Origin of the sequence: Microcoleus sp. Z1_A1 (assembly GCF_036700305.1) — a bacterium.
GTDB lineage: Bacteria > Cyanobacteriota > Cyanobacteriia > Cyanobacteriales > Microcoleaceae > Microcoleus.
On record NZ_JAUBOR010000028.1, the window covers coordinates 46,172 to 59,392 of the forward strand.

Below are 13,221 nucleotides of genomic sequence, written 5' to 3' on the forward strand. Positions count from 1 at the left end.
GTTTAAAAAATATTAAACTTAACTAAAATCTGCGCGCAACTTGGAAATTTTTGTGAGATATCGCAACGATCACCCGATGGCTAAAAAGATGTTTCAAGACATCTTAGAAAGTTGGAAATAATGCGCTAAACTTAATTGGAGAAATGGGCTAGCGAATTAAATATGTAGGGTGCGCTTCGGCGCACCGCAACTAAATAATGTAGCGCACGGAGCACCGCAACTAAATAATGTAGGGTGCGCGCCCCGCACCCCTTACCGCTTACATTCTTTCCAATACCTTAATCCCCAACAACTCCAAACCCAACTTCAAAGTTCTTGCAGTCAAATCGCACAAAATCAACCGCGAAGTCCGCAACGGTTCCTCAGCTTTCAAAACCGGACACTGTTCAAAAAATTGATTAAACTTTTGGCTCAATTCAAACAAATACTGACAAATTCGATTCGGCAACAAATCGCCCTCAACCGCATTTATTACTTCACTAAACTGCAATAAATGTTTGGCTAAAACCAACTCTGCATCAGACTGCAAAATTACTTTTGCACCAGCATCTAAATTCTCGAAATCAATCTCACCTTTGCGGCGAATTCCCTGCACGCGCGCGTAAGCATACAGCATATAAGGAGCGGTATTTCCTTGCAATGCGAGCATTTTGTCGTAACTAAATACATAGTTGCTGGCGCGGTTTTGACTCAAATCTGCATACTTAACTGCACTCAAACCAACTACGCGACCTACGTTAGCTATAAACTCTTTAGTTTCCTGTCTTTCTTCTGTGACTAATCTGTCTTCCAAATCTTTGGTGGCGCGGACAATTGCTTCATCGAGCAAATCTCGCAATCGTACTGTCTCCCCAGAACGAGTTTTGGCTCTTTTGCCATCTTCTCCTAATACCAAGCCGAAGGGAACGTGGACAATCTCGACATCTTCAGGAATCCAACCGGCTTTTCTCGCTACTGCAAATACTTGGGCAAAATGGTTTGCTTGTCCTGAATCTGTGACGTAAATTAAGCGCTTTGCATTGTCTTTTTGGATGCGGTAGCGAACTGCTGCTAAATCTGTTGTGGCGTAATTGTAGCCGCCGTCTGTTTTTTGGACAATTAGCGGCAGTGGTTCACCTTCTTTGTTGGTGAAACCGTCTACAAAAACGCATTTCGCGCCGTCACTTTCTACTACCAAACCTAGATTGGTTAAATCTTCGACTACAGCGGGCAATAGAGGATTGTAAAACGATTCGCCGCGTTCGGTTAATTTGATATCGAGCAAGTCGTATATTACTTGGAATTCGCGGCGGGATTGATCGCACAGCAATTTCCAAGCGCGGCGGGTGTCTTCGGCGCCTGCTTGCAGTTTTACTACTTCTTGGCGGGCGGTTTCTTTGAAGGTTTCGTCTGTGTCAAAGCGCTGTTTTGCTTGGCGGTAAAATGCGACTAAATCTCCTAAGTCTAGGGCGTCAGCGGTTGTGAGGGCTTCGGGGTGAACTTCGCGCAAGTATGCGATCAGCATTCCGAATTGGGTGCCCCAGTCGCCGATGTGGTTGATTCTGATTACGTCGTGGCCTTGAAATTCGAGGATGCGGGCGATCGCATCTCCGATGATTGTCGATCGCAAGTGTCCGACGTGCATTTCTTTGGCTATATTCGGACTGGAAAAGTCGATCGCGATTGTCTGAGGCGTTTTCGTCGGTTCAATCCCCAAACGCGAGTCGGCGGCGATCCTCTTCGAGGGCTTCGCTAACGCACTAATTTGCGCTTCCAAATAAGCCGGTTTCAGCTTCAAATTGATAAAACCGGGCCCGGCGATTTCTGGGGTTTCGCAGATGTCAGTAATATCTAGGTTTTCGATAATTGTCGAGGCGATCGCCCGTGGGGGCTTTCCTAACTTTTTCCCCAAACTCATCGCCGCGTTGCACTGAAAGTCCCCAAAGTTGGGATTGCTGGCGGCGGCTAGCATCGGATCTGCACCTGCATAACTTTCGCCGAATGCAGCGGTGAATGCTTTTTCAAATTTTGCTTTTAACTGTTGGGCGATCGAGTTCATCTTGAATATTTTGATTGGATGTTTATTTTAAACTCTAGATTAAGCACTTTTTGCCAATAATACTCTTACTACTTAGGTAATTTCCCTCTGGTTCTCTCCCTCTGGCCCTCTCGGCCTCTCCCCACCTAGTAGGAAATTTTGTACTTAGCTTTGAGCTGCTGATGCAATCAAAATCACTGGCCGTGATAGCACAGAGTACATTTTATCACAGTTGCGATCGCTACACAAATTAAAAAATGTCACATCAAGTCCATGATCTCGATCGCTAGATAATTTTGTTAAATCGCTTACATTAAGGTATGTTAAAATTTTTTCAATGCTCCCAAAAATCCTACGAAAGGAAGTAGTTATGTTACCTCAACCTATTTTTGGCGATCGCTCTCTGACAATCGCCTTTTATCAAGCAGTAATCGCTCGATTCTACGACGGTTTCAGTCTCTCCACCCAAGCACTATTACGAGAGTGTACCCTTGGCTTCGCTCCTTGTCCCGATGGAGTCAAAACCTTTTTCATCATCGCGCCAAGTCTCGATGCAGCAGAGCAACTAATGGAAAAAATCGACAGTATTTTGGAGCGAGTTGCCGAACTCATGGCTGGAGTCGGACAAGTTGCTCTGTGCATAGTTCCCCCCGGCAGCGAAGCAGAGCAACCGGTAGATATGCAAGACTTAGAAAAAGTTCCCCCAGATTGTCTGGCTTGCAAATTCTTTACAATTATATGGGCCGATGCTGCAGCCGATCGGTAAAATTGACAGTTAGCAACCACCTACTCAACAGGGTTCGGCCCAAGCTGTGCCTGTGTCGGCGCGGGGTAGATTGTCTGTTAGTTACACTCCCTGGAATTATCGGGCAAAGCGTGCAGGTAATTTAGAGCGTTTGCAAGGTTGCAGTCGCAATCTTTGGCAAGTGTTAAACCAGACAAAATATATATCAAAGACCCGCTTGTCAGTCGCTCAGATTTTTACCTGCCGGCTCAAACAGCCGTGCATCTACTTTTTACATTCCCCATAAAGGCCACCAAAAAGCCGCATCAACTCTCCTGGGTGTCTCGCTTCAAAAGACAGCAGCAGGAATTAGGCGGTATCGCTAGAAAATAGATTTTTGCGAAATATCTGCTGATGTTCAGAATAAGCAGAAATATTCTCAAAAATAGATAATAGTTCCGCAGGTTGACCGAAAGCATCCCGGATACAAGCCCCCGGATTCATCCGTCCCGAAATAAAAAACCTGTATCCGATAAAGAAGTCCCCGAATTTATCCCTGGGGTCAATGCTTCAATTCTTTAATCTAAAATCTAAAATCTAAAATCTAAAATCGATTGACCTCATAAACCAGGTTTTTACATCCGCGCTTCATATTCGCGGTTCGCGGGGAAATTGACAAAAAATAGGCTATTTGTGGGAGAGTCAATCAATTTTAGATTTTAGATTTTAGATTTTAGGTTGACTTGCGCGAGATAAATGCGGGGGACGCAAGGATTTTTGATTTTAGATTTTGGATTGATTCCACGGATAAATCACGTGGCGGGTACCACATGAAGAAATTCCTGGTAACAAGCTAGAAACAGAGCACAGATTTACTCAAAAAAAGATTAGTTTTCCAGCCACACCCCTGGCAGTGCAGAGCGATCGCACCACAGGCTCATAGAATTTGTTAAAAATTTCAGTTGAAAATTTGAATTATTAAATTTTATGCCTAACATTGGCGATAAAATCTAAGATTGAAATTCTCAAATCTGAAATCAAGACATCATGGTAAAACTGACACCCAATCCCAGCTTTAGTTTAACAATTCGGGTTGCTCTGCCGAACCAGCCGGGAATGCTCGCAAGAGTCACCAGCGCGATCGCATCTGTCGGCGGCAACTTCGGCCAAATCGACTTGATCGAGCAAACCCGCGCCACTACCGTTCGCGATATCACCGTCGATGCTTACAGCCTCGAGCATAACGAAGAAATAGTGCAAGCAGTGAAAGCACTGCCAGATATCAGAGTGATCGACGTGTACGATCGCACTTTCAACTTGCACCGCGGCGGAAAAATCAGCGTAGTTAGCAAAATTTCCCTCAAACGCCAGTCGGATTTAGCTATGGCATACACTCCAGGAGTGGGCCGCATCTGCACGGCGATCGCCAATGACCCGCAACAAGTTTATAACCTCACAATCAAACAAAATACTGTTGCCATTGTTACCGACGGTAGCGCAGTTTTGGGACTGGGAAACCTCGGCCCTGCCGCCGCACTGCCAGTTATGGAAGGCAAAGCCATGCTATTTAAAGAATTTGCAGGTATTGACGCCTTTCCTATCTGTTTGAATACCCAAGATACTGAGGAAATTATTCGCACAGTGCAGAATATCGCCCCGGTTTTTGGCGGCGTTAATCTCGAAGATATTTCTTCTCCCCGCTGCTTTGAAATCGAAGCAAGATTGCGGGAAACCTTAGATATTCCGATTTTTCACGACGACCAGCACGGCACTGCGATTGTTAGTTTGGCAGCATTAATTAATGCCTTGAAAATCGTCAAAAAAACCATCTCAGAAGTGTGTATCGTGATTAACGGAGCCGGTGCGGCCGGAGTCGCGATCGCCCGCTTGCTGCGTAAAGCAGGTGCCCAAAACATCATCATGTGCGACTCCAAAGGCGTCCTCTCCGAAGACCGCACGGATATGAACCCAGAAAAACTAGAATTTGCCGTGGCTTCGAGCGGTACTTTGGAAGATGCGATCGCCGGTGCCGATGTATTTTTAGGCGTCAGCGCCCCCGGCGTAGTCACCCGATCGATGGTGCGTTCGATGGCCGAAAATCCCATTGTTTTTGCAATGGCAAATCCCATTCCCGAAATTCAGCCAGAATTAATTATGGAAGATGCGGCGATCGTAGCAACCGGACGCAGCGATTACCCGAATCAAATTAACAATGTTTTGGCATTTCCGGGGATATTTCGAGGCGCTTTGGACTGCAAAGCGACCACGATTACGCCCACTATGTACTTGGAAGCAGCTTATGCGATCGCCTCTTTAGTCAGTCCTTCTCAGCTTGACAAAGAGCACATTATACCCTCGGTTTTTGACGAAAGAGTTGCCATTGCTGTCGCCGGTGCAGTACAGTTGGCCGCTCGATCCGAAGGTATTGCCCGCGATTAATTGAAGGAAGTTCGGCAACGGATTCGCTCGACGGATGTCACGGATGTCACGGATGTAATGGATGTCCGTCGGAAGAGGGAAGAAGGAAGAAGGTTGGAGGGAAGATACCATGTATAAATAAATGGTCTTTGTACCAGTTTTGTACTTCTTCTTTTGTGATTTTTCGGGTTTCTTCTCATTCCCTCTTTCCTCCTCCCCGGTGATTATTACTCACTTTTGTTTCCCCATCTTGTCTTTTTCCTCAACATCCATCCGTTAAATCCCGATCGCGCGATCGTTGCCGAACTTCCCTCGAACCTCGAACCTCCAATCTCTTCCTTCTTCCCTCCAAGCTCAGCATCTATCCGTTACATTTGTTAAATCCCGTAGAGGGATCGTTGCCGAACTTCCTTCTTCCCTCTTTTTTAATTAAGGATAAAACTCACAGCAATAAACAAGATAATAAAGATATAATTAAATAAACCAAGTCCAGCTAGGTCAGATGCAAAGCCAGTTAGGAAAAGCCAAGCGCAATCGCTCCCGTTGCCAATTGTTAGAACTGTGCCCGATAGGGCTGGCATTGTGCCGGACGGACGGGACTTTTCTCGACGTAAATCCAGCTTTTGCAAGTATTATCGGCCGCACAGTTGCAGAAACTCTCCACCTCAACTACTGGGAAATTCAGCAAACACAGTGCGCGGGCCCAGAAAAATATCTAGAATGTCAAGCAAAAAATAGCCACACGCACCTGTGCGAAGCAGCATACAAACATAAAAACCAGCATCTCGTACCCGTGCGAGTTTCCGAGCGGGCAATTGAAACAGAGGGACTGTCCGCGATTTGGCTAAGTGTTGAAGAAATCTTTAATAATCGGGATCAAAATAGCGCTCCCCTAGAATCAGCGTCGCCACACAGCAATTCACATCTAGAAAAATTGCTGACAAAGCAGACTGCGGAACTGGAAAAAACTCAGAAACTACTCGAAGAAAAAATCGCCGAACTGGAGCAAACTCAAGAAAAATTGCGTCTCCAAAGTCAAATTATCGACCAAATTCACGAGGCGGTAATTTCTACAGATATGGACGGCTCGATCACCATGTGGAATCAAGCCTGCCAAAAGTTATACGGCTATGAAGCAACTGAGGCTATCGGACAGCACATTTCTCTAATTTACCCGCCAGAAGAACACGAATTTTTGTTACAGCAAGTCATCAAACCGCTACAAGAAAAAGGCGAGCATGAAATAGAAGTTATAACACGCCGTAAATCTGGAGAAAAATTTTACTCGCACCTGATGCTCTCGCTATTGAAAGACAAAATGGGAGAAGTTGTGGGGATGATGGGATCTTTAACCGATCTCAGCGTTTGCAAAGCTTTAGAACAAGAATTAGCACAAAGACAAGGACTATTTGATGCGTTTTTAAAGGAGGCTCCGGCGGGACTTTGTATTTTGGACTCGCAGTTGCGCTACGTGCAAATTAATCAATTTTTAGCAGAAATAAATTGCCTGAGTCCAGCAGCTCACATCGGCAAGACTGTACGCGAAATATTGCCAAATATCGCTCCCATAATAGAGCCTTTGTACGAAAAAATTTTGAGGACAAAACAACCATTAATTAACATAGAGATGAGTGGTGACAACCCCAGAAAGCCTGGGTTTGTCCGACACCTAACAGGCTCTTATTTTCCCTTGCTAGACAAAGATGGCGAGGCGATCGGCATCGGTGCAGTTGTAGTTGACATTAGCGATCGCAAACAAGCAGAAGCTGCGCTGCAAAAAAGCGAACAGCTTTACCGCACTATGGCAAGCAACATTCCTAATGGTGCGGTGATGTTGTTCGATCCAGAAATGCGCTACACGCTGGTAGAAGGTACAGAATTAGCCGCCGTGGGACTTGCAAAAGAATTGATGGAAGGCAAGACAATCTGGGAAGTATTCGAGCCAGATTTTTGCGCTGCTGTCGAGCCAAATTATCGGGCGGCACTGGCAGGAGAAACAGTTGTTACAGAATTTATTTACAGCGATCGCGTCTACGTCGGTTATACTTTGCCAGTCAGAAACGAACGGCAAGAAATTATCGGCGGATTGCTAATGACTCAAAATATTACGGCTCGCCAGTTAGCAGAAGAAGCGCTCAGAGAAAGCGAGGAAAAATACAGGTGCATTGTCGAGACAGCAGACGAAGGAATTTGGATGATAGATACGGAGGGTAAAACTACTTTTGTTAACCAAAAAATGGCTAATATGCTCGGCTGCACTCCAGAGGAAATGATCGGAAAGTCGCTATTTGCTTTCATGGATGCAGAAGGCATCGCGATCGCACAAATCAGCCTCGAACGCCGCCGTGAAGGAATTCGCGAACAGCTCGATTTTAAGTTCCGTAGCCGAGACGGCAGGGACTTGTGGGCGATGGTTTCTACTAATTCCTTGGTAGATAAACAGGGACGCTATATGGGCGCTTTGGCAATGGTTGCCGACATTACCGATCGCAAGCAAACAGAAGCCGCATTGCAGCAGTCGGAAGCCAAATTTCGATCGCTCTACGAATTAACCAGTTTGCCTGTTTTTATGTTATGTGACAATGCCATCACCGATGCCAACACAGCCACCCTAAAACTATTTGGCTGCACTACCCCGCAAGAGTTGTACGGCCAAAACCCTGGCACACTCTCGCCTCCTTTTCAACCCAACGGCAGAGATTCTTTGAGCTTGGCCCACGAAATGATCGCGATCGCCTTTGAGCGGGGAAAGCACCGTTTTGATTGGGTTCACCAGCGCTTAGACGGTACTGATTTTCCCGCAGAAGTGGTGCTGACAGTCATCGAGGTGGGAAATGAAAAAATTATCCAAGTAGTGATCCAAGATTTAACCGATCGCAAACTTGCAGAAGAAACTTTAGTGCGATCGGAACAAGCCCTCAGACAGCAAGCTCAGCGAGAATTACTGCTCAATCAAATTGCCAACCAAATCCGCACTTCTTTAGATTTAGACACAATTGTAGCAACCGCAGTTGAAGAAATTCGCAATCTGATGCACCTAGATTGGTGCATCTTCACTTGGTATCGCCCCAACACCAATCCTCCGGTTTGGGAAGTAACTTACGAAGCGAAGAATGCAGATTTGCCAAGTATGCTTGGCACTTATCCTGTAGAGGACAAATCTAGTCTCGCAGTGCGACAGATTTTGCGGCGAGAAATTCTGCGAATTGATGATGTCAGCACTTTTGAAGATGTAGAATTGCGCGAAGTTTTCCAGGCTTCAAATTTTAACTCTGTGCTGTCGCTGCCAATTCATACTGCAGCAGGCGATATTGGGGTGATTACCTGCTATCAGGCTATCTCCATGCGAAATTGGAGCGAATCGGAAGTCGAACTGATGCAAGCGGTAGTCGCTCAAATTGCGATCGCGATCGACCACGCTGAACTTTACACCCAAACCCGCCAAGCTGCCCGACTAGCTCAAGCTCAAACTCAACAGCTAGAAGAAACTTTGCGCGAACTCCAACGCACCCAAACTCAATTAATTCAAAGTGAAAAAATGTCGAGTTTGGGACAGTTAGTAGCAGGTGTCGCCCACGAAATTAACAACCCGGTTAATTTTATCTATGGCAATCTCAGCTACACCAGCGAATATACTCAAAACTTGCTAAAAATGCTGCGACTTTACCAGAAAGAATACCCGCAGCCTAGCGCAAGAATTGTAGATGCAAGGGATGACTTAGAAATTGATTATCTCATTGAAGATTTACCTAAAATTTTAGCATCTATGAAAGTCGGAGCCGATCGCATCCGCGACATAGTTTTGAGCCTGCGAACTTTTTCAAGACTTGACGAAGCCGAAAAGAAACAAGTTGACATTCACGAAGGCATTGAAAGCACACTGCTGATTTTGCAAAACCGCCTGAAACATAAAGCCGATTACCCGACAATTAATGTGATTAAAGAATACGGTAATTTGCCTTTAGTTGAATGTTATCCCGGTCAGTTAAATCAAGTATTTATGAATTTGTTGAGCAATGCGCTAGACGCATTGGAAATGGAGATGAAGAAATCCGATCGCACCGACAAAAATCTCGCAATTACGATTCGCACCCAAGTAACCGACAATAACAGCGTTGCCATCTGGATAGCTGACAGCGGCCCTGGGATGAGCGAAGATGTGCAAAAGCGCTTGTTTGACCCGTTTTTCACTACTAAACCCATTGGCAAAGGAACTGGCTTAGGATTGGCTATTTCGCACTCTATTATAGTAGAAAAACACGGCGGCAAGCTTTCTTGCAATTCTGTAGTGGGAGAAGGTTCCGAATTTGCGATCGAGATTCCTCTGCAGCAAAAAATAAATTAAAACCCAATGCAAAATTCCCAGAAACCGGGTTTCTTCCGAGATATTTTGCCACCCAACCGACATTTTCTCAGAAACCCGGTTTCTTAGACTTTGCTTCTAACCTAGATATTTTACGTAAACCCGATCGCACCTTGGCGTCTCCACACCAGTTGTCGGTAGATATCCACTATTTTCGTACATTTTTACAGCTTCTTTGAGAATGCTAGCAGTTTCTATCCAGATTTCATCAAAGCCGCGAGCGATAATTTTACTTTCCAATTCTTGCAGTAAAAATTTACCCAAACCCTGTCCTCTTGCTGCTGGCAAAATATACATTTTGCGAATTTCCACAGCATTATTTCCGCGCTCAATCGGATAGTAAGCCGCCGTACCGACTATTTTATCCTGCCGCTCAACTACCCAAAATTCGCCACCTTGATTATGATAATGTAGTTCTACATCATAGACATCTCGATCTGCCCCGTGAGGTTCGCATTTTAAACCGTACTCTGCTAAAACATCCCTAATTAAATAGAACGCCTCAGCGCGATCGCGGGTTTCCCATGAACGAATTAAAAAATCCAGATGTTGGGTTTTCATTGGTTATTGCAACGTATATTTATTTTTTGACTTTAGCAACTGTAAACTTACTCATTTTTTGTGTTTTACAGTTTTTAAATGCACCTAGCTTTTAACTGTGAATTCTCGGTTCGGGATGAAGACTTGCGAGCAACTCGCTCTCTACTAATGATAATTCCTCCAACCTCTGCATCACAATATCCCGATCGAAATAAGTTGTTGCTAAAATCCAATATACCCCGTAATGGCGCGCCTCCGAAGCCATCAAACTGCGGTAAAACTTAGCTAATTGGGCGTCGGGACAGCGATCGCCCAGCAGCCCCAACCGTTCGTGACTGCGCGCTTCTATCAAACCAGAAACCAACAAAGAATCCAAAAGTCTCTCCGGTTCCTGCTTGCGAATTTGGGCGGACAAACCGGCACCATAGGGAGGTGCAGCCAAAGGGCCCAAAGCAATGCTGCGCTGTTCTAACCGCTGGTTGACTTGCTCGAAATGCTCTAATTCTTCGCGGGCGATCCCCGTTAGCATCCTCACCAATTTTTCCTTTGCTGGGTAGCGAAACATTAAATTTAACGCTACTCCCGCCGCTTTCCGCTCGCAGTGAGAATGGTCTAATAAGATTGTATCCAAATGGGCGATCGCCTGTTCCACCCAAGCTTCCGAAGTCGGCTGTTTTAAAAACTTAATAGTTGGCAGTGTTGAAGTCATACCATTTTAGATTTCAGATTTTAGACTTTAGATTAGTCATTTTAGGGTGCGTCAGGTTAGGATCGCGAATTAAATAACTTATAATTTTAATTGTTATTGTGGGATGGGCGTCCCGCCCGTCCACTCATGACGGGCTTTCAGGCCCATCCCACAAACTTGTGGAAGTTATTTAATTCTCATTCCTTATGATGTTTTCTCACATTGCGGATTGTTTGGCCTGACGCACCTTATCCTATAATTAGCGCGTTATCCTATTTTACATAATTTTTCCAAGACCGCATACATATCACCCGCAAACTTTTTCGGATTCCACAGCGGCGACAAATTGGCTGGATCTTTAGATTTCACCAACTGTGATTTAATGGCATTTCTCAATTCACGCTCTTTACCCAATTTTACACCAACTTCCACATATTCCGACAAAGACAAAGCCACACCTGTTTCAATTCCCAAAGTCTGCAAAAACGAATAACCCATTCTCGACAAAAATTGCTCTCCTGTGCGAGTCACCACCGGCAAATTAGACCACAAAGCCTCTAAAGTTTGAGTTCCTCCGTTGTAAGGATAAGAATCTAACAACACATCTGCCAGCAAATAGATAATTCTGTGTTCTTCCTCAGTAGCAAACCTCGGCAAAAACTTAATTCGGTGCTTGCTCACTTTCTCAGCTTCGCAAGCTTGGTGATATGCAGCCTCAAACACCGCAGCATCGCCTAAAGCTTTGTGAATTAAGATACTGTTCGGCACTTCTTTGAGAATGGCAATTTGTGCTTTTACCAACTCGCGATTAAATTTTCTGCCGGGAGCCACGCACAGGTAAACTATCTGATCCAAACCGATCCGATGCGATCTTCTCAATGCAACGGGATCGACTCCATATCTCTGAAAACCCGACACCGCTACAAAGGAATCAGGCATCCTAATTAGCTGCTCGTCATAATATTTTTCCCTGTCTGCAGGGTGCGAGTGCCTGTCTGTAAGAAAGTAATTTTCCGGCGATATGTAAGGGGCGTCAAATCCCAGCCAAGAAACACAAACTGGTGCGGGTTTTTGGTAGAGAATATCAGCGTGAACTGGTACGCTGAGAGAATCTAAATCAACTAAAACGTCCAATTCATCTTGCTGAATTTGGTCGATAATTTCGGCAGAGTTTGCAATTCCGTTCGGGTAGGTTGTGGGAAAAGTCAGTTTGCCAAAACTTTCAAATTGCTGAGTGCGATCGTCAGGAATAATTCTTTCGGAAGCGTACAAATACACATTCGGCGTGATATCGGACAATTCGCGAATGATGTCAGCGCTGCACCAACCTACAGAATGGCGGCTGAAGTGATTGGACAAAAAGCCGATTTTTAACTGGCTGGATGGAACCGTTGGTTTGAAACTGTAATTTGCGGGTTGAGAAAAATTAGGTTTAATACATTGGTCGATATACTTTTGAGCAATTAATCTGTAAAGTTTTGAGTTGGCCGCCAAGTCATCTCGCAAATAGGGCGTGCTGAATAACAAGTTTGCATAAAGCGATTTAATTTCCACCGGGCTAGCGGTTTCTAAGTTTTGCTGCAAGTACGACTCTAGCTCTAAAAATCGATCGCCCGCAATTTGATTTAATCCCGACACTTGATAGGTGCTGATGAAGTAAATCGCGGTCATAATTGGATCTGTTTCGGCACACATTTGGCTGTAGTGGTGCACGGCTTGCCGCGCGGCAGCTAAATCGCTAGTATCTCTGAGGATGCCGCACAAATGTTGGTGGGCAGAAATAAAATCCGGTTTAATTTCTAGGGCTTTTTGAAGGTTGGGTATTGCCTCTTTAAATTTGCCCTGGTGGCGCAAAACTTGGCCAATTTGACAGTATGCTTCGGCTAAATCGGGTTTAAATGCGATCGCCTGCTTCCATGCAGCCACCGCCTCATCTAATTTCCCTTGCCGCGCTAATGTATCTCCTAAATTTAAGTGAAAATCTACCTGAGCAAGGTGGGGATTGAGTTCGAGAGCTTTTTGCTCGTAGGCTACCGCTGCATCCTGCTGCCCCTGCTGCTTCAGTGCCCCTGCCAAATTCCAGTAAGCAGCAGCCAAATTCGGTTTAAGTTCGATCGCCTTTTCATAATTGACAACCGCCTCCACCAAATGTCCTTGTTTGTAGAGCATACTGCCCAAATTAGCATAAGCCTCAGCAAAATCGGGATTCAGAGCGATCGCCTCGGAATAAAACCGCATCGCTTCCTCAATTTGGCCGCTTGCTTGCTGCACATTGCCCATTGTCACGTAAGCCGCCGCCCAATCCGGTTGCAATTCCAGAGCACGGCGACAAGCAGCGACGGCTGCTGCTAAATTGCCTTGAGAGTAATAGGTTTCAGCAGCGACTGTCAGGGATGCAGCATCTTCAAATTGGGGTGTTTCGGATTGGTTGCTAAAATCGGAATTCATTTGGCGGCCTATCTGTGCTATCA

7 protein-coding genes are annotated in these 13,221 nt (G+C 45.3%); 3 read left to right on the forward strand and 4 right to left on the reverse strand.

What is annotated here, in order from left to right; translation table 11 throughout:
* Positions 1 to 259: 259 nt before the first annotated feature.
* On the reverse strand, positions 260 to 2,038 hold the full coding sequence (argS, locus tag QT973_RS18575) for an arginine--tRNA ligase (RefSeq protein ID WP_333391906.1): 1,779 nt from the start codon (positions 2,036 to 2,038) through the stop codon (positions 260 to 262).
* A 349-nt stretch (positions 2,039 to 2,387) separates the two neighbouring features.
* On the opposite strand from argS, the gene QT973_RS18580 reads away from it, so the two are divergent.
* The 3 genes from QT973_RS18580 to QT973_RS18590 all read left to right on the forward strand — a co-directional run bounded on the left by QT973_RS18580 (position 2,388) and on the right by QT973_RS18590 (position 9,504).
* Positions 2,388 to 2,783, forward strand: coding sequence for a hypothetical protein (locus QT973_RS18580; protein WP_333051930.1), 396 nt, complete (start codon positions 2,388 to 2,390; stop codon positions 2,781 to 2,783).
* A 1,005-nt stretch (positions 2,784 to 3,788) separates the two neighbouring features.
* Positions 3,789 to 5,180 carry a malic enzyme-like NAD(P)-binding protein gene (locus tag QT973_RS18585; RefSeq protein ID WP_333051927.1) on the forward strand — a complete coding sequence of 464 codons (1,392 nt, stop codon included), beginning with the start codon at positions 3,789 to 3,791 and terminating at the stop codon, positions 5,178 to 5,180.
* A 481-nt stretch (positions 5,181 to 5,661) separates the two neighbouring features.
* The gene (locus tag QT973_RS18590) at positions 5,662 to 9,504 is read left to right on the forward strand and encodes a PAS domain S-box protein (RefSeq protein WP_333051925.1); all 3,843 of its coding nucleotides are present in this window, start codon (positions 5,662 to 5,664) and stop codon (positions 9,502 to 9,504) included.
* Between the two features lie 96 nt (positions 9,505 to 9,600).
* Here the strand turns inward: QT973_RS18590 and QT973_RS18595 are convergent, their stop codons facing one another.
* From QT973_RS18595 to QT973_RS18605, 3 genes are all read right to left on the reverse strand, one after another.
* Entirely contained in the window at positions 9,601 to 10,083 is a 483-nt protein-coding gene (locus tag QT973_RS18595) for a GNAT family N-acetyltransferase (RefSeq protein ID WP_333051923.1), read from the reverse strand.
* Between the two features lie 91 nt (positions 10,084 to 10,174).
* The gene (locus QT973_RS18600; RefSeq protein WP_333051921.1) at positions 10,175 to 10,771 is read right to left on the reverse strand and encodes a tRNA isopentenyl-2-thiomethyl-A-37 hydroxylase MiaE; all 597 of its coding nucleotides are present in this window, start codon (positions 10,769 to 10,771) and stop codon (positions 10,175 to 10,177) included.
* A 246-nt stretch (positions 10,772 to 11,017) separates the two neighbouring features.
* Complete coding sequence (locus tag QT973_RS18605; RefSeq protein ID WP_333270709.1) at positions 11,018 to 13,198, reverse strand: tetratricopeptide repeat protein; 2,181 nt, start codon at positions 13,196 to 13,198, stop codon at positions 11,018 to 11,020.
* Positions 13,199 to 13,221 lie beyond the last annotated feature (23 nt).